This is a genomic window from Rahnella bruchi (genome assembly GCF_003614975.1).
GTDB classification, from domain to species: domain Bacteria; phylum Pseudomonadota; class Gammaproteobacteria; order Enterobacterales; family Enterobacteriaceae; genus Rahnella; species Rahnella bruchi.
Genome location: NZ_QZWI01000006.1, coordinates 16,339 through 34,945 on the forward strand (window position 1 = coordinate 16,339; position 18,607 = coordinate 34,945).

The 18,607-nt window shown below is 50.4% G+C and carries 12 protein-coding genes and 1 pseudogene; 3 read left to right on the forward strand and 10 right to left on the reverse strand.

The features are described 5' to 3' along the window. Positions 1-123: 123 nt before the first annotated feature. A complete protein-coding gene (locus D5398_RS12595; RefSeq protein ID WP_120507949.1) occupies positions 124-2,211 on the forward strand; it encodes a GmrSD restriction endonuclease domain-containing protein in 2,088 nt (695 codons plus the stop codon). Between the two features lie 151 nt (positions 2,212-2,362). On the opposite strand, the gene D5398_RS12600 is transcribed toward D5398_RS12595, so the two are convergent. The 9 genes from D5398_RS12600 to D5398_RS12640 all read right to left on the reverse strand — a co-directional run bounded on the left by D5398_RS12600 (position 2,363) and on the right by D5398_RS12640 (position 14,070). Continuing rightward, positions 2,363-2,941, reverse strand: a complete 579-nt coding sequence (locus tag D5398_RS12600) for a type VI secretion system baseplate subunit TssG (RefSeq protein WP_120507950.1) — start codon at positions 2,939-2,941, stop codon at positions 2,363-2,365. Beyond that, a complete protein-coding gene (locus D5398_RS12605) occupies positions 2,941-3,177 on the reverse strand; it encodes a type VI secretion system baseplate subunit TssG (protein ID WP_162940758.1) in 237 nt (78 codons plus the stop codon). The genes D5398_RS12600 and D5398_RS12605 overlap by 1 nt, the downstream gene beginning before the upstream one ends. Beyond that, positions 3,177-4,952, reverse strand: a complete 1,776-nt coding sequence (tssF, locus tag D5398_RS12610; RefSeq protein WP_120507952.1) for a type VI secretion system baseplate subunit TssF — start codon at positions 4,950-4,952, stop codon at positions 3,177-3,179. The genes D5398_RS12605 and tssF overlap by 1 nt, the downstream gene beginning before the upstream one ends. Before the next feature lie 13 nt (positions 4,953-4,965). After that, on the reverse strand, positions 4,966-5,088 hold the full coding sequence (locus D5398_RS25775; protein ID WP_279635006.1) for a hypothetical protein: 123 nt from the start codon (positions 5,086-5,088) through the stop codon (positions 4,966-4,968). A gap of 3 nt (positions 5,089-5,091) precedes the next feature. After that, on the reverse strand, positions 5,092-8,061 hold the full coding sequence (locus D5398_RS12615; protein ID WP_120507953.1) for an ImcF-related family protein: 2,970 nt from the start codon (positions 8,059-8,061) through the stop codon (positions 5,092-5,094). 6 nt (positions 8,062-8,067) lie between these two features. Further along, on the reverse strand, positions 8,068-9,099 hold the full coding sequence (locus D5398_RS12620) for a hypothetical protein (protein ID WP_120507954.1): 1,032 nt from the start codon (positions 9,097-9,099) through the stop codon (positions 8,068-8,070). Next, positions 9,092-9,331, reverse strand: coding sequence for a PAAR domain-containing protein (locus D5398_RS12625; protein WP_120507955.1), 240 nt, complete (start codon positions 9,329-9,331; stop codon positions 9,092-9,094). The genes D5398_RS12620 and D5398_RS12625 overlap by 8 nt, the downstream gene beginning before the upstream one ends. Position 9,332: 1 nt before the next feature. Continuing rightward, a complete protein-coding gene (locus tag D5398_RS12630; RefSeq protein ID WP_120507956.1) occupies positions 9,333-11,288 on the reverse strand; it encodes a T6SS effector phospholipase Tle3 domain-containing protein in 1,956 nt (651 codons plus the stop codon). 280 nt (positions 11,289-11,568) lie between these two features. After that, positions 11,569-14,070 carry a type VI secretion system Vgr family protein gene (locus D5398_RS12640; protein ID WP_120507958.1) on the reverse strand — a complete coding sequence of 834 codons (2,502 nt, stop codon included), beginning with the start codon at positions 14,068-14,070 and terminating at the stop codon, positions 11,569-11,571. A gap of 999 nt (positions 14,071-15,069) precedes the next feature. Here D5398_RS12640 and D5398_RS25635 point away from each other — a divergent pair. Further along, positions 15,070-16,455 (forward strand): annotated as a pseudogene (locus D5398_RS25635) (IS3 family transposase); the annotation flags it as partial. A gap of 18 nt (positions 16,456-16,473) precedes the next feature. On the opposite strand, the gene D5398_RS12660 reads toward D5398_RS25635, so the two are convergent. Beyond that, a complete protein-coding gene (locus tag D5398_RS12660) occupies positions 16,474-16,809 on the reverse strand; it encodes a hypothetical protein (RefSeq protein ID WP_120507961.1) in 336 nt (111 codons plus the stop codon). A 628-nt stretch (positions 16,810-17,437) separates the two neighbouring features. On the opposite strand from D5398_RS12660, the gene D5398_RS12665 reads away from it, so the two are divergent. Further along, positions 17,438-18,574 carry a porin gene (locus D5398_RS12665; protein WP_120507962.1) on the forward strand — a complete coding sequence of 379 codons (1,137 nt, stop codon included), beginning with the start codon at positions 17,438-17,440 and terminating at the stop codon, positions 18,572-18,574. Positions 18,575-18,607 lie beyond the last annotated feature (33 nt).

Sequence of the window (18,607 nt, forward strand, 5' to 3'; positions counted from 1 at the left end):
GCAGCAGGGCGTTTAGGCGATAATCAGGAAGGTATCTCCCTTATCATTTTTCGCGTCATCTGTCGCAATGGATAAATGATGGCCATCGTTCGTAATTCAGATAGTTAACAAGGAAATTAAAGGATGAAGGCTAAAGAAGCCAAGTTGCTCAACTTTCTGCAGACTGCACCTCAGTTGGTCATCCCGATCTACCAGCGTATTTACTCCTGGAGCCTGAAAGAGTGTGAACAGCTGTGGGATGATATTCTCCGTTGTGGATTGGATGAGAACAATCAAGGGCACTTTATTGGTTCCGTGGTTTATATCGAAAATGGGCTTTACTCGGTTACGTCTCAATCACCCTTGTTGATCATTGATGGCCAACAGCGCGTCACGACAGTGTCATTGTTGATCGCTGCTTTAGCCGAAGCCGTGGGCGAGCAAGAGATTATTGAAGGGTTCAGTCAAGCCCAGTTACGTGGTTTCTATTTGACTAACCCCTTATTGTCAGGCGAGAAGCGATATAAACTTATTCTGTCGCAGACGGATAACGAGACGTTACGTGCAATTATCGATGGAAAATCTCAGCCTGAGAATTACTCTTTACGAGTTACGGAAAACTTTGAATACTTTAAAGATAAACTAAAAAATGAAAAATTGTTGGAGACTGTCTGTAAAGGGCTCAGCAAATTAATCGTGGTGGATATCTCTCTCCAGCGCGACCATGATAATCCTCAGCTTATATTTGAAAGCATGAACTCAACGGGTAAAAAATTAAGCCAGGCCGATCTTATTCGCAATTACATTCTCATGGGGCTGGAAAATGAGCGCCAAACGACGTTGTATAATGATCACTGGCGTAAAATGGAACTTCTGTTTGGTCAGGAGGCTTACTCCGAACAATTCGATGCTTTCATGCGTCACTACCTGACAGTAAAAACCGGTGACATCCCTAAGATTGATGACATTTATGAGGCGTTTAAACAGTACTTTCGTCGCAATAGTCAATCTGTTGAATCTGCTGTTGCTGATATACATAAATATGCCATCTACTATTGTGCCATTGCGTTAGGTATTGAAAAAAATAAACACCTTAAGGATATATTTCATAATATTCGCGAATTGAGAATGGATGTTGCATATCCGCTGATGCTGGAGCTGTATGATGACTACCAGCTGGATATTCTGAAACTAAGCGACTTCGCCGAAGCCCTGCGCCTGATGGAAAGCTATGTATTTCGTCGCGCAGTATGTGCCATACCAACCAACTCAATGAATAAAACCTTTGCCGGGTTGAGTAAAAGTTTTGATAAGAACCAATATTTGGAGAGCCTTAAAGCTGCGTTTACGTTGCTGCCATCTTATCGTCGTTTCCCGACAGATGAGGAGTTTAAGAGGGATATTCAGACCCGCGATCTTTACAACTTCAGAAGTCGTAGCTATTGGCTCAGAAGGCTTGAAAATCATAAGCATAAAGAACCGATCCCGTTAGATGAATACACTATCGAACACATCATGCCGCAGTGCGATAATCAAACAGAGAAAGTGCCCGCGGCATGGAGAGCTGAGCTAGGAGATGAATGGCAGCGGGTATGGGAAACATGGCGTCATTCGCTGGGTAACCTGACATTGACGGGCTATAACTCGGAGTATAGCAATCGCTCATTTGCTGATAAGCGCGACATGGAAGGTGGTTTCAAATACAGTCATTTACGCCTGAATGACGGGCTTTCGTCTCTTGATAAATGGAGTGAAGAAGCCATTATAGCCCGAGCAAAAAAAATGGCAGAGCAGGCAAGCAGTGTCTGGCCAAGTGCCAATCTTCCCGATGATATTCTAAAAAATTACCAGCCTAAGAGTGAAAGTAACCTCACTTATGGCTTTGAAGACCATCCCTATCTGGCTAAAGAACATGTTCAGGTGTTGTTTGAAGCGTTCCGTAAAGCAACGTTGGCCCTTGACCCTTGTGTCACAGAGGTCTTCCTGAAGCTTTATATTGCTTATAAAGCTGAGGTGAATTTTGTGGATGTTGTACCGCAAGCAAAGCGGCTGCGTCTTTCACTGAATATTCCATTTTCTGAAATTAATGATCCGCGTGGATTATGCAAAGATGTCACCAGTTTGGGTCGATGGGGAAATGGTGATGTTGAGATCGGATTCGAGAAGCTAGAAGATTTACCTTACGTTATGTCATTAGTCACACAAGCATTTGAGCGACAAATGGATAATTAGTCTTTAATAAATGCAAGGGCTGAAAATAGCCCTTGTATTTATTATATTCGAGGAAATAAAGGCTACTGTATAAACTCGTCGAAAATACTCGGTACAGATAGTCAATAATACCTATCCGGATTTTCTTGCTCTTGGATGTCATTCACTCTATTTAACGATGATCACCGGCTTTTTTATCCATTTTTTTGCCCCTTATCCGCCCCAACTTCATCGTCACCTTCTCAGGCATGTCATCCAGATTATCTTCCCTTAATCCCATTACGACGTTATACCCCATCAGCAACGAACGATCCCCCAGGCGTGGCAGTGGAGCCAATTCTATCGGGATGGTCAACTTCAGGCTGGCGTCGTAATCACAGCCCAGATAGACGCGCAGTAGGGTAAACATGTCCTCCCGCAGTTGGCCGCCGGGCAGCCAGCCTTTGGCTTCTGCCGTGTCTTCGGTAAACATTTCCACACCGATGCAGTAGTTGGCGTCCTCCGTATGACTGCCAAGAACCAGATGGTCGCCCAACCTTTGTTGTTCTGAAAACGAGAATCTTGCCCGTTTTCCAGCGGGCATCCGCGTGACCTTGTGCGGTTTTACGGTGACCTGCGTGTTGGGTGCCTGCGTGCGGATCACGCTGACAATACCTTCCGCCGTGCGGGTGGTTCTGACCAGCGGCTGCAATAAGGCCAGTAAACGCGAGGCGGGCACGTCGCCGCTGTCGGTGATACCGGTCAGGGCCATCAGGCTGCGCGACGTTTTGTCGGCATCCCCGGATGCGGACGAAAACGCACCACATCATCTTTCGGCGAGAAGGTACTGCCGACCGGTTTGTTATCCGAGAGCTGTTTTTCCAGCAGCTGGCAGAACCGGTAGAAGTTAAACGCATGCGCACGGTCGTTCCCCTCCTTGTCCCGCCAGAATGCCTTCAGGACGTTCTCTTTCTTTTTTGCATCGTCATCAAAATCATCTGGCATCATCAGAACAGCACCCGCGTCAGGCGGCGTTCCGGCCATGTCCATTGTGTCCCGGACTGACTGAGCGTCACCGTCAGCTGAATGAACCGGCGAATATCGGCGTACTGGGTGTAGAACTGCTCCAGGATCTCGCAAAACAGCAGGGCGTCGCCCTGGCCACAGAACTGATGTTCATCAAGCGTTACGCGGATAGCCACGCCGTGCCAGCCTTCTGCGGGGTAATGCGACGGTGCGTATTCAATAAGCGTAATACCCGCATTGCGGCGCGCGTTGTCCGGGTCATGCGTCCAGTCCAGCAGGCTGAGCGCGTGACGCAGCGTGTCGATTTCCATCAGACCGGCAATGGCCTGCGGATGCAGCAGTGACAGCACCTGCCACTGATAAAGTTCAGCGGTCGGCGGGTAATGCGGCATAGTGGGACGCAAGCGGGTGGCACACTTCAGCTCAAGATTACCCAGGGAGGTCTCACCGTCGAATACGCTCTCCTGCAACGCCATGCGCGGGTAGGCGCCGTTAGTACAGGTCATGTTCAGGCGCATTTTCAGGCCGTTCTGCGCCTCGTGCGTACGGCCTCCGAGCATTAAAATAGTCTCGTTCAGTCCGGACGTTCCGCGGTACATGCGGGTGTGGTAATAGCGGTCGGGCCAGTTTTTGGCGTATTTCAGCATGCCCCCTTTCTGGCGGAACTGGCTGTAGGGCACGTAGCTGAACTCAGTGTTGTCCTCAGTCACTTCCATGACGTCATTGACTGCGTAGATTTCGGTGTGGCCGTCGCTGAGGCGGTGTGGCCGCAGGCGGTAATCACTGACCGCGGTGGTCACGGACAGCGGCTGGGCCAGCAGGCGGAACAGGTTGATCACCGGCACGCAGTGCATGCGGATGGCGTCCGGCGACACGTCTAAATCGTACGGCCAGCGTTCGCTGAGCGTTACCTCGATATCAAAGGAGGTGGTGTCAGGTGGAAAGGTCAGGGTTTCCAGCCCGCGCAGTTGCATAAAGAAATAGCGTTCGGGGGAAGTGAAATACTCAAGCCACGGGCGCACTTCGCCGCACAGGGCCGGACTGTCGCTTTCCGGCCAGATTGAGACGTCGTTTTCTGCCTGCCAGCGCGGCAAAAACTGCACGTCCACCGGCGTCAGCTCTGTCGACGCCTGCCAGAAGCGCACGTTCACCCGCTTCACCTGGCGGCTGAGGGCCAGATACAGCGCCGACTGCAGCACGCGGTCGCCGTTGAGATACAGGCTGATGTTCTGCCAGTCGGCGCGGCGGATTTCAGTGAGGGCGGGCAGGGTAAAGCGCAGTTTCAGCGCCTGCTGGCCTTCGGGCAGGGTGATTAATGAGACGCTATCAAGGGCAAAAGGATGCACCGTCAGGTCGCGGGTCGTGCGGTAGACGCAGCGCTGACGATCATTGCCCAGTGGCTGGGTTAACAGATCGCTCTCCGCGGGCAACACCTCTTCGCGCACGTGCAGCTCCGGCGCGACCGGTGTCAGTTCGACCACTGCCGTGGAGGGCAGCGTGCGGTTGATCACCGGCAGCAGGTGCGAGAGCAGAGGCTCAGTGAGCTCGGGAATATCGTCATCAATCTTCTGTCGCAGCTTGGCCATCATCAGCGAAAAGCCCTGAAACAGCCGTTCGACGGAGTCATCGCGCGGTACCGGAGTGCCGTCCAGGCCTAAAGCACGTCCCAGCTCCGGGAACTCTTTGGCAAACTCCAGCCCGGCTTCCTTCAGATAGCGCATTTCGCCGTCAAAATATTTTAAGAAATCGTCTTCCATGTCGGTGCCTGCGTTATCGGAAAATCGTGGTAGGTAATCTGAAACCATCAAGTTTCAGCAGGCTGACCGGATCGTTACCGGCGATAAAGGCCAGGCGGTAATTGAGCGGCAGGCCGTCACCGGCGGTCCAGACCACCTGTTAATGCGTGTCGTCCACCTGCGTAATTTTGGCCTTCTTCAGCAGCCGGTAAAATGCCCAGGTGCCCGGCGTATCAAAATACAGTCGCGCACCGGCGCGAACGCTGGTCCACAGCAGCGAGGCACCGGGGGCATAGGTATCACCCGGCCACTGAATGTCCTGCCAGAATGGTATCTGGTTAAAGTACAGCAGCTTCTGGCCGTCTATACTCAGTTCGGTCTGCACCACATCACGCGCTGTACCCGCCTGAAGACGGAAGCGAAAACCCCAGCCCGTGTCGTTAAGCGCGTGACCTACGCGGTCGAGCTGGTTCAGCTTGCTGAGAAACGTGGCGTTCACCGTCAGCCCCGGCGGCATTTTGTCGGCCTTCTGCCAGCGGTTGTCTTTGTATTCCAGCACGCCGTTCAGATGCTGGCGGATGAAACCGGCAATCAGGCCGGTCTGCGGATTGATAAAATCGTTCAGCGCGGCCAGCGACGCGTCTTTCGGACTGTCGCTGAACGGGAAGGTGTTATCGAATTCTTTGTGCCAGACCGCGACAATCTCCTGCTGCCACTGTGCATCCATCCCTTTTACGCCGGTGGTCATCACGCCTTTCCATGTCTGGCTGAGCGGCGCCAAAAACAGCGCCTGTGCCATCGGTTGCCAGCCGCTGCCCAGCTGGACACGCAGACGGGCGGGTAACTCTGAAACCGCGTTATCAATCTGTGTCCCGCGAAATACCGACTGCGAAAGTGCCGCCGTGCCGCCGGTAGCCGCTGACAGGTTACGCATCTTGTCGCGCAGCCCTGCGGTTTGTGACCTCCAGGCAGACAGTGTAATACCGTTCCCTTTACTGGCACCGGTCGCCATTGAGACGATGCCGCCAAACACCGGCTGCAGGGCCGGGTTCAGCGCATTGCGTCGTTCGTTCGGGCTGCCTGCCAGTCCCTGCCAGGCAAGCTGTTTCATCAGTGCTATCTGTGGCGACCGGCTGACGTCAGAAGCCAGTGCCAGCTGCTCTGCCGGATTCGCCGCCGTATGCGCCTTCAGCTGGTTGAGCGTTTTTTGCCACGCGGTGCCGTACTCGGCAAAATAGCGCGCCGTTAAGCGTTCACCCAGTGCGGCGGGGGAGAGTGAGACTTCCACCGGATGCCCCGGCTCTGCCAGTACCCAACCGACCTGTTCCTGCCGCTGGGTGACCAGTGCGGCAATCTCCGGCGCGATTGCGCCTTCATACGCCTGACGGGTAAAGCTGCCCGGTACTTCAGCCTCAAGGGTGAACATTCCGCCGGTCTCCTGACCGTCGAGCAACTGCGTCAGCGACAAATCCGCGAAGTTACGGGAGGTGCGGTAAATCAGGGAACCATAAAGTTTTTGCTCTGCGTCCGCGCCACTCATGGCATTCAGCAAGGCCGCCCGCGCCTGCGTGACAGCCGCGCTGTCTGGGGCAATTTTCAAGTCAGGATGCCGGGCAAACTGCGCGGCTATAAAAGCGATATCCTGCGGCGCAACGTTTTTCAGCAACGGCGTCAGGTTATGCGTTAAATAGCGCTGCGCCTCTGCGCCGGTGGTTTTGTCGGGCTGGGCCAGCATCAGGTAGGTTTTCAGGGCATCGTAGGACGGCGTGGGTGATACCAGCGCCGCAATAAGCTGCCGCTGCGCCGGTTGAACGATAAGCCTGTGGGCCAGCGTCGAGTATTCCGGCCAGAGGGCAGGAAGCAGCGAATCCGTCACGTCGAGACCAAACCGGCGATACAGCGGCGTGCCCTGTTCCTGCTGAGCCAGTAAGGATTGCACCCTCTGTTGCAACGAAGACAAAACGGCAGGCGAGGGCGAGGTTTTCGCCTGTTGTACCTGCTCCGCACTGCCGGTCACCAGCCGGTAATTACTGATGCCGGACACAATTGTACCGATGGCCAATACCAGCATCGCGGTCGCGGCGCTCCACTTCGCCACTGTTCGCGCCGTTACCCCAACCGGACGACCGGCGCGGCGGTGAAAACCGGCAGACAATTCCCGCCAGACCGGAGAATCCGCGCGTTCATGCGGGCTGTACGCCCGTAACGTCAGCGCAGGTGAAAACGCCACGCCGTAAAGAGGCACCGACCGGTAGCTGTTTAGCAGGGGTTTAAAGGCGTCTGTCCAGCAGGTCAGGCGGGCTTTTAAATCACTGGCCAGTTGCAGCAAAAACGCATGGCTCAGGTTTCCGCTGATTTGTGCCATGCCCTGCGCGCGAAGTTCGGGGAGCAGTGAATCGACAGAAGAGGATAAAGACTCCGGCGCCAGCCTTTTGTTCCCGAACACACCGACCAGCTGCACCGGCCGTTCGGGTTGCGGCCAGGTCAGTTCGCGCCGGTCCAGCAGATACACCGGCAGTTCCCAGCGCAGCCGTTGGCGGACGATTTCATAACCACGAAGCACGGAATCTGCCTGCGCCACCTGAGTGTATTGCGCCTCATGACTGACCCAGATCAGCGCATCAGCAGGGGCGTGAGGACGCAGACGGCGCAACGCCTGAAGGTCTGCCAGGTTACCGCCCGCCGCCAGCGACCCGCCCCATAACAGCAGGGTATTGCCGACCGTCATCCAGCCAGATTGAGTCAGTCCCGGCGCAACCGCTTCAACATCGGTCACTTTGCCCATCACCAGCAGCCAGGGGAGTTTGCGTTTCCAGCGCAGGCCGTAGCGTTTTCTCAGACTTGCTCTGAGCCGCGGGAAGTCAATGACCGGGTGCTGCTTCGGTGTTTCATTCTGCTCAACAGGGTTTGGTTTTAACGGCGCAATATATTCGGCAGATGAGCCTGAAAAGGATATTGCTGAAAGCAGTATTGCCGTTACCGCCAGCAGGCTAAATGCGATCACCAAAAAGAGCGGGGTTTCGGTTTTAGGTGACAGAGGACTGCCTTGCCCGATGATCACAAACATGATCACCCCGAATATCAATAACAGAAGCACAATGCCGGTAGTGCGCAAAATCCCTTTGAACATTATTCGCTAATCCCTGAGTGACGCATTTGCGTCCTGTATAAATTGAGGCTTCTGGATATTGCTGACCAATGTCCGCAGCGCAATAACGCTTCCGGGCAACGTGATAAACAGTGAAAAGACAATGGTGGCGAATCCCCACCCGGAAAATAGCCAGTGTGGCCATGCATCCCCAACACACCAAAACAGCACGAAATTAAACAGCAAACTCAGTGCGACACATCCCGCGGGATACGGGGCCGGTGGCAAATTCTCTGCTGGCTGGCTGATGACCGGCTCCTGAGCACCCACGACCATCGCCCAGGCATTTTTTCCGTCATGGTGGATAATCCACTGACCTCCCTGACCCTGTTCAACCATCTGCGCGGCCGCCCCCATCAATAACCCACCCGTAAGCGCACCGTACTGGTCAATGTCTTTATCAAAGTCCAGCAGGCCGCCCATGGGGGCAGATGCGCGCAGTGGTAGCCTGAGTTCATAAACCAGGGTGCTGAGCTTTTGGCGCACGCTGTCTGTCAGCCCGCTGAACCAGACAAGGCGTATCGATTCTGTCGGTTGCTGCTGCATATCCCGCTGTTCCGTCAGTTCGGTAGCTAACCGGTCGGTTTTGACCGGCATTGCCCGGAACAAACGCGTCGCCGTTTTGCTCTCTGCGGCATTGAGCAGTGATGGAGGGACGAGTAATAGCGCTGTGGCAATTTCCGACAGCGCTTCATCAGGTTTTCGGTAATGCATCGCGAGCAGCAAAACGGGATGGCGGGAGACAATGACTGACTCATTCCAGATGGTAAAAAGCGAAGAGTCAGGCAGCAGGTCTACAGTGAATTTTTTAGCGGGGAAACGTTCAGCTAAAACGGAGTACAGCTTATCCTGTTCGGCCTCATCCATCTCGCCAGAAGTTTGCAGATAAACCGACACGTCTTCATTTTTAAGCGTGGTATTCAGCGTCGGGGCGATTTCATCAAGCAGGGCATGACATAAGCGTTCAAAGCGATTTATTCCCGGTATCAGGGTTTCTTCAGGAAACAGAACCTTAGGCATATCGGCCGCATCCGCATTCAGTTTTGAAACCGTGCAAGACGATCCCGCGTCCATTTTCTACATAAGCGGAAGCATCACATTCAGTGATACGGTTAGTGCCGTGCTCCGGACAGGTCACCGTGTCGTTAAGTAACGCGGCTTTCTTGCCTGCTAATTCAAAACTGGATGAGGCCGAGGAAACTTTGCCTCCATGTGAAGTGGGATCCCCCAGTACAACTGCAACTTTGCCCATTCTAATATCCATATTCCTTGGCTTTGACGCGGATAATCTCTTCAAGATCCGTTTCTCTGCTTATGATGCCAGGCTCAGGGACTGAATCAGGAACTCCTGTTTTTAGGTAATTATCATTGCCTTGGGTCCAATCTGCATTACGGCGAAGATCTGCCATAAAAGATTTGTCCCAAGAGGCTTCGCAATATCCTACCGGCAAATCATAAGCTACAACGCGAGACATAAATTTGCCGTTACCTGGCAAGGTACTATGGTCTGTGGGTTGCGCTACATATGAGCGTAAACGGGCATCTTTTTGTTCAAAAGTTTCTTTCTTAGTGACTGGGACCCTGACCATTCCGCTGGATTCGTATCCAATGACAACATCTGCGTTAGGATATAGGTCCACATAATTGTCATAGGTATTATCGTTTTTCTTGCCCGTTTTCGGATTGATTTCACCCCATCCGTCTTTTTGAGTTGGTCCGTGCTCAAGCCCAACTCGAGTTTCATCAAAATGGGCAAGCTCGCTGGGTTGCAAAGGGTTGGGTACCAGTTCGGCGTTGATCGAAACTGTCTGCCATTTAGGTGGATTAGGGTAAGTGGCACTGCCGCTTTGATATTTATCGCCCTCATCGTCCCAGAAGGGTTTTCCATCAGGTAAATGGGCAAAGGCGGTGTGAGTGTCAGGATCAATACCGCAGGGAGTACTGCGAGCTAGCATCCTCTGGAATAGATGTCCTGAATGTTTCGTCAGCAATGGATGCTGATTTCCTTTTTCATCATTAGGCAACCCTTGCCAGCCAACAGAACGTAATGGCAATGAGCCCATGACTCGGTCGTGAGGGCAGAAATAGATATAAGTACGTCCGTGATTGTCCCGTTCCGCTATTTTTCCAGGCCTCCCTTCATTTTCTGAAGATATTTCTACATCAGGCCGCCAATTTTTCTTATCACTTGTCTGGCCTACACATAAACCTTCATATCCCAAAGAGAAAAGATGAGTCGCCTGTTTCGCCACTTTATCGACGATAGCTGAAAGCGTGCTGGTACGCCCCGAAGGAGAAATACATTCCTCAGGAGGTAAGGAAATAGCATTTGCTTGAGCATTATGCATTGCATATGGTGAGTTAAGAATAAATAAAGTATCTGGAGCTTTGTCTGCTAGTGCCGTACCTGCAAGAGCAATCATCGTTCCCTGGCTATGGGAGATAATACTCACGGTATCTTTTGGATATTTTTTACGGATAGAATCTAGCAGATCAGCTAATCGTTTTGCCGCATGTGCATAATACTCTCGAGGAGGAGCATTAGTTAATAAACGGTCTTCATCACCGTTAACATACTGCAATTTAGCACCTGGTATCTTGGCAAAATTTTCGTTAAATCCAGTTTTCCCCCAAAGTGAATGTAGGTTATTTGTCCCGTTTTGAAATGGTCCCCCCCCAAAAAAGTAAGGTGCTATTTTATTTAACTCATCTCTAGTTATTCCAGAGCGTTTCATTTGGTGATAATCTTTTCCTTCAAGGTTGGCTAAAGGAATGACATATTGATCTTCTTTTCCTGGTTCTGAAGCATACCCCCAATAAAATCGGATAACAGGTGAGTTTCCGAGTGTTTTTGGTGTGGAGTTCCTCTTAATCAGAGGGGAGAGTGAAGAAATAGTAGCATTACCGTTACCATCTATCCCGATACTGCCATCAGTATCATAAATATTCTCCTTTAGCTCGAAACCCGTACCATCTAATTTTAGTCTATTATTCAAGCCATTACATATTTCGATTTCAGCATTTTGATACCACTCACCCGTAGAGTTCACACCATGAACAAAGATGATCAGCCCAGGTAAATGAGGAGGGAGATCACAGGCTCCCCTCACCTGCACATTTTTGTGTGATGGGAAGGATGTCCAAGATGGATGACCATTGTCATCATATTTCAATTCCAAGTCCCTGGTCGGTTCATTTTTATCTTTCATGATAACTCCCTATTGTTTGTATTATTTCCATACTGACTGTTATCTGATTATTGGGATGCTATATGATTGAAGAATGTACATAATGAAATATGTGATAATAACTGCTGTTCCCCATATCAGAAATGCCATCCCGAAGGATTGGATTTTCTTTATACATAGCCAAAGCGTCAAGGTAACTACGCTACCTATTAATATCGCATACAGGCCTAATAAAAAATAAACAAAACCACCCATTCTCTATCCTTATAAAAAATTATCCACATATTCGATTGCTAAACACTCACCGGCCTTTTATTAAAGTGACGACCATCTTGTCAATAATTTCGGAGCTATTTAAAGAGGTACAACCAAAATCGTCCGTAATTCCAGAAATAGTGGACCCATCTGGCATTGAAATTGAGTAATTTTTATTTGCAATAGGTTCTTTAGTTAATGCGTTTCGTATTATAAATTTCTCGTCAAAGCTCTCCGGCTCGAACGATTTCATCGCACTCTGCATGCTGGCTGAGCCTTGCTTGACGATGCCGCCATTTTTAACCAGCAGTTTCCCCGGCCCGCCAATTTCAACGTTACCGCCTTTCAGTTTGATGTAGGCTCCGCCGCAGATCAGAACCAGCTCGTCCTGTGCTGTCACCGTCATTTTTTTCCCACTGGCAATATGCGTATCGTCCGTTGACCAGGTGGTGAATTTCCCGCCCTGCGCCTGAACGTCGATGTCGCCTTTGGCGGCAAACATTTTGGTTCCCTGACGGCTGTAGAGGCTGATTTGATCACCGGCGGCGACGGTGAATTTCTTCGTCGCGCCGATATCCACCTGCTTACCGGCGGTCAGCGTCAGGCTGTCTTCCGCGTACAGCTGCATGCTGTCACCGCTGACAATACCTACGCCTTTTGGTGCGCTTAAAAGCAAAACGGCCTGCTGAAGTTTGTCGAGTTTCTGCTGTAACAGCGTCTGTTGTCGATCGATGTCGGCGGCTAATGCCTGGGCCTGCTGAGCACTGGTCGACAGGCTCTGCATTTCTACCATCGCACTGGAAAGAAGTGCTTTGGCCTGTTGCATATCAAGTTGCTGACCTCCGGCGGAGGCCTGTACATCGGCGGAAATAAACACACCCTTGCCGCCACGAACGGCCACCCAGTCATCGGTACGCAGTTCTGCTCCATGTCCGCGGTCTTTACGCTTATCGTCGACCAGCGCACCGAGGTTCAGCTGACTTTTGCCGCTGGCCGGTGTGGAAAGCTTGATGTGTTCTTTGCCACGCGTATCGTCTAATCGAAGTTTGTTATTAGCCGGAGTGCGGATGACGTTTCGCTTGTAATTCGGTAACGCTACATGATCCGGATGCGTTGAATCATGCAGCGCATAGGCGATATAAGGCCGGTCAACGTCACCGTTCTCGAAGGCAATCGCCACGCCGGTGGAATCCAGCAGCGGCATATGGAAGCCGTAGGTATCACCGGAATACGGTTTGGCCAGACGCAGCCAGCAGCTCTCAAAGCCTTTCTGCCATTCGGTGCGATCGAAGCCAAACTGCGCACGGTACAAACCGTCGGCGTTGATGTGCGCGTAAGGTTCATCCGGATGTGCGCTGGAGATACGGGCAGGCAGCGTGCCGGTGACGGTTGGCCACGGCAGCAGAGCAGGGCGATACGGATGCTGGGTATTGCGCGGAACCGCGGTAAAGGTGACGAAGTACGCCGTGTCGCGGGCGACGTTTTTAGAGTTCGTGGAGACAATAAGCAAGCCGTCCGGCGCTTCCGGCCAGTCTTTGCCGGGCGTGGTGATGACCATCCCCGGACGCAGCGTCATGCAGTTGGACTTACCCTCAAAGACGATCTGTTCACTGAGGTAACGTTCCTGACGGCGTCTGGCGTACCACATGCCCTGTCCGGGTTCGCTGCTGTATTCTTTGCCCGGCTCAGGATAGTACTCACCCCAGCGGTAATCTTCGCCAACCAGCGCCGGATAGTCAGGATTGGTGTCTGTCGTACCGGTCATATCGCTTTGCGCAGCGGGGTAATAGTCGTCGTTAACCGTGACAGATTTCGGGATAGATTTACGGCTGACCGACATGTCCCAGACTGATTCCAGGCCGCCGTCGAACATGCCCGCCGGGTTACGGAATGGGATAGCCACCGGTTCCGGCCAGGCGTAAGAATGGTCGGCCAGGACCATCACGTCGCAGTTGTTCTCTTCGTCATATTCGAAGAAGTACGAGATGCCGCTGTCGGCCAGGCGGCGCGCAATGTGGACGTACTCACTTTCACCGAACTGCATCATGAATTTTTTCAGCGGATACTGATCATTGAGCGCAAACCGAAAATCCAGCCGGTCCATGTTGTAACGCAGGAAAGTGTTTTCGGTCATGCTGATGATGCTGTCGTTCTGGTAAATCGCGTTATTGCTGCCCTGATTTAACCGGGTGACGCGGTGTTCCAGCGTGGCGACGTAGCGGGTTTCATCGGCAGAAGTGCTGCACTGGCGGAACTGCGTGATCACACCGGGGATGATGCGCGGCTTAACCGATTCCCATGGCTTGCCGTCGGGGTACATCAGGAACAGGGCGGTATAGTTGATGATATGCTGAGCGGGAATGTCTTTCAACGCGCTGGTAAACTCAATCTCATAGCGCAGAATATCGCTGATGGCCTCGCTGCCGCTGAATTTGAGCACCGAAATATCAACGCCCGGCTGCTGAGATTCCAGCCGTTTAAGTCTTAACTGGTAGTGGTTATGGATCGGTAATTTACTGCCTGCAAGAATGTAATCCTGAATGCTCATCGTTTAAGTCCTTTTAACGCTCATGGGCGTGAATACCAAAACTGAAACCAAATAACGGGAAATCACGTTATATAAACAGCAATGACTACCTAAAGCTCTTCCTGCTTATCAATCCATAGTGCAGCAGTGGAAGGCGATGATAATTGATGGTCATAATTCAATAATAAAGTATTTATGGTGTGAATATATCAATGAGTTTAAGTTTTCTGCATCAACAGAATACTTACAGCGCACCATTGTCTTAAATCTTCCGTTCCCGAAATGAGAAAGTAGCATAAGTCAGTGATGCACTAAAGCAAACTAGGTCACGGAAAAATGTAACGAAATTATTAATGAGGGAGGGTGTGGAGATTTATTAGGATGATTCTCGCTAATCACTCAGAGTTTTCTTTAGTGAAAAGTCTGAGTGATTAGATGCTTGCTAATTAATGGAATGATCGCGCCTTCACTAAAGCCAGATTTTTCTCATCAACTTAATAAAGAACAATGCATCACTAATGTTACTTATTCCTTTAAATAAACAATGCAGCGATATCTGAGTTATGAAATTAGCTTTCATGCCAGAGGTGTTCGGAACCCATTTCCGGTAAAGTCCCAAAAAGTGACGCGCTTCCACGAGCGCATGCCTGTACAAAAACACCTTAATTTTTTTTTGTTCCTTTTCTGCAAATCTGATGATTTCCTCAATCACTTCGATATAGCTCAACGCCCGAACATCGTAGTAATCAGGCCGGTGCGTGATAGAGGCTGTGTTGCTGATGTAGATATAATCCTTAACATCCGACACGTAAAACCGACCATTGCAAGCGGCGAGGTGTATCGTCCAGAGAAGGTCTTTATGACTTTTACCGGGCTGAAAGCTCAGCGAATACTGTCTGATATACGAAGATCTGACAATCTGCAGCCAAAGGTAGTGCGGTCATTCGCGATGCGTCACGCAGTGGCGTATCCACTCATGTCCGGGTAAGGTTTTTCCGTAGAGCTGTTTGTAGTGGCACACTGAATTTGGCCTCCTGGTTTGGGGTTCGTCGCAGCAGTTATAAATACTGGCGGCAGCCTAGGAAGCCTGACGTCACGAGAGTGGCATTACTGAGCCTTGTGCGTGAAGTTTATCGCGAAAGTAACGGCTCAGCAGGAGCGCGAAGCATTGCCGCGATGGTCACCACCAAAGGTATAAAACTGAGCCGCTGGCGGGCGACAAAGCTGATGAAAGCGCTCAATATGATCAGCTGTCAGCAACCTGGCCATCGTTATAAGAAGGCGTCAAAGGAACACATTGAGATCCCTAATTATCAGGATCGCCAGTTTGCTGTTACCGAGCCTAATCAGGTCTGGTGCGGTGCTGTGACTTATATCTGGACGGGAAAACGCTGGGCTTATCTGGCTGTTGTACCCGATTTGTTTTCCCGTAAACCGGTTGGCTGGGCGATGTCATTTTCCCCGGACTCTGCAATTACAGCGAAAGCGCTCTCCATGGCCTGGGAAGCGCGAGGAAAGCCCGCTAATTTACTGTATCACTGGGATCAACGTAGCCATTATATCAGCACGAATTTCAGACATTTACTGTGGAGATATCAGTTAAAGCAAAGCCTGAGTCTCCGGGGGAATTACTGGGATAACAGCCCGATGGAACGTTTTTTTAGAAGTCTGAAAACAGAATAGCTGCCGGATAATGGATACACTAATTTTAGCGAAGCCAGCACAGCGATAACGAATTACATAACGGGATATTCCAGCCAGCTAAGACCTCATCAATATAACGGTGGATTTGCCACGCATGATAATCAGCTGCGTCAGCTCGCCTTTTATAGTGATTGTCGGGTGATAGCGGTTCAGTATCGTCTGGCACCTGAACACATCTATCCAGCTGCGCATGACGATGCCGGACAGGCGGCAAACCTTATCCGGCATTACGCTGTTAGGCTTAGCATTGAGCCCGAACGGATAACGCTGATGGGCGACAGCGCTGGCGGAGATATTGCACTGATCACTGCTCTGCGTTTAAGAAATGCCAGGCAGTGGTTACCGCAGCAACTAGTTCTGATATATCCGATGCAGGATGCGACGGCTGCATCTGACAGCCATAATCGCAATGGTGAGGATTACGTGCTCACCGGCGACACTTTGCTTAACGGTTTTGAAACCTATTTTCCGCAAACAGACTTCATGCATCCTGAAGTTAGCCCTTTGTTACGCGATGACTTTGCCGGAATGCCGCCGGTTCATATTATCACTGCGGAATACGATCCTTTATGTGACGAAGGCGAGGCGCTATTCTCCCGGCTGACGGAACAGGGCGTTGAGTGCACCGTGCAGCGCTATCTGGGTGTAATCCACGGATTTTTCCAGCTGGCGGGGATCAGCCAGACAGCGCGGTGGTCATGAGGGATATCGCGGCATACGTCAGTTCATCGGATAAGCCGTAATTTTTTTCATACGCATCAGGCCGCTGTTGGCCTGTTCGCATAATTCAAAGAGCACGGGGATCAGATGCGCTGAAGCTTTGAGATAGCCGCTGACCTGTGCAATCCCTTCAGGCGGTAAAACCTCGCAGTTCTCAAGCCCTTCACTCAGACACAGTAATCCCTGACATAATCCGCCAGCGGACTCCGATGCCAGCGCGCTGAGGTCATAAAGCTGCGCTTCCCCGAAGTGGCTGAGATCCAGCCCCTCAATCAGTGAACGAAAAACGGTAACAGAGTTTGCTGTGAAGGCCGTGCTGTTTTCAGTATTAGTCATGAAGATCATTCCATTGTCAGTGAGTCGAGGCCCCCATTACTGGCGGGGTGATTGCCGCTGCCAGATAACTCTATGCCTGTTTTTGCAGCAATGAAATAACCTGTGTTTATTTACAGTGGTTTGTTGTCGGAACTGGAAGATACCTCGCAAATCTATGTCACAGAAACGGAGATTTTGTGCGCCAGAATCGAATTTAGGAGATAATGAAATAAATTGGTTAGTTAATAACAGCATTTTCCAGATATTATTCTGACGATTTTTAATTAACTCAAATTACTTATAATTATATTCAGTGGTTGTCACGTGATGCAATAGTCACACTGGTATGATTTACTTATTGATGCTATTTTACAATGCAATTGTTATGAAATATTTCAATTACTCCTTCATAAAAGTCGACCATTGCTTATATTATTATCGTATTGTTTTTTATTTGAGCGTTAATACACAAAATATTTCGCGTAGTTACATATCAAAATGTTATTGCCTGCTAATTATCCAGTATATATAATTTCCTTATAAGGAACCTTCTGAATTTTCACTTTGTAGCTCGTCATACCTATGTTAATTATTTATACGCGGCGTAAGACCGCACACACATCACATAAATAATAAAGACAGGGTAATAATGAGCAATTTAAAGGCGTCAATATTCATTGGCGGCGTCGTGCTGTCCGCGTTATCGGGCAGTGCGCAAGCCGAGATTACTGTTTTAGATAAAAATCCTCAGAGTAATGCTTTGCTGGCACCATTAAGTTTACAGGTGGGTGGTAGCATTCGTCCGGAGTGGATTTTTAATAACGGCGAAGAGCCTGGTTATTATAAAAATGGTCACGATGGCGGCACTCGCTTTCGCTTCCGTGGTGATTATAAACTGACGCAAGACACCTCCGTCATTGCCTACTATGAGTTGGGTGTGGACATGGCACACCTGCTGGGGATGGATGGCCACTATGAAGAAGGTTCCCGCCGCGACACGCAGCGTCAGTTATATGCAGGCTTTAAAGATGACCGCTATGGGACATTAACCTATGGCCATCAGTATGGTATTTATTATTCTGTCGTCGGGATTAAAAGCGACGTATGGGATAACGATGGTCATGCAGGCGGCACAGGTATTGGTATTAATGGCAATTACGATGGTGCGAATAAGCCAAAAAACAGCATTAAATATACCAATGACTTTGGTCCTGTGACGTTATATGCCAACTACTTATTACCTGAGGATGAGATTCAGGCGGGTGAGGATCAACATTATCGCCGTAATAATGGGGGCGGTTTAGGTTTTGATTACAAAATCACCAAAGATTTAGTCTGGAGTGCAGCGTATAGCCTGACTGATGCCACGGTGAAAGATAATCAATATAACGAAAAAGATTATCACCAGCAGCTTTCTGGTACCGCATTAACCTGGCAGCCGAATAACTGGTACATCGTCGGTACCGGCAGTTATTACAAAGATTTTGTGCCGAGCACGCGTGAAAATCCTGTCGATCATTACTTTGCCGGCAGCGGCTATGGTGTGGAAGGCTTCGCCGGTTATACCTTTAATATCGACAAACCGTTCCTGAAATCTATTCAGCCATACGTTGCAGCCGATTCCCTGCAACTGAAAGGCGGCGAAGAATATCACGCAAACCACGTCTATCTGGGCGCAGGCACTACCATCGGTTACGGCTTGTCTGTCTATGTGGAACGCACACTGGCGCATTCTACCGACAACGAACCGGACCAGACCTGGGTCACCGTCTTCTACGATTTCTAATTCACACACCTTGTGGATCATCAGGCCAGCGCA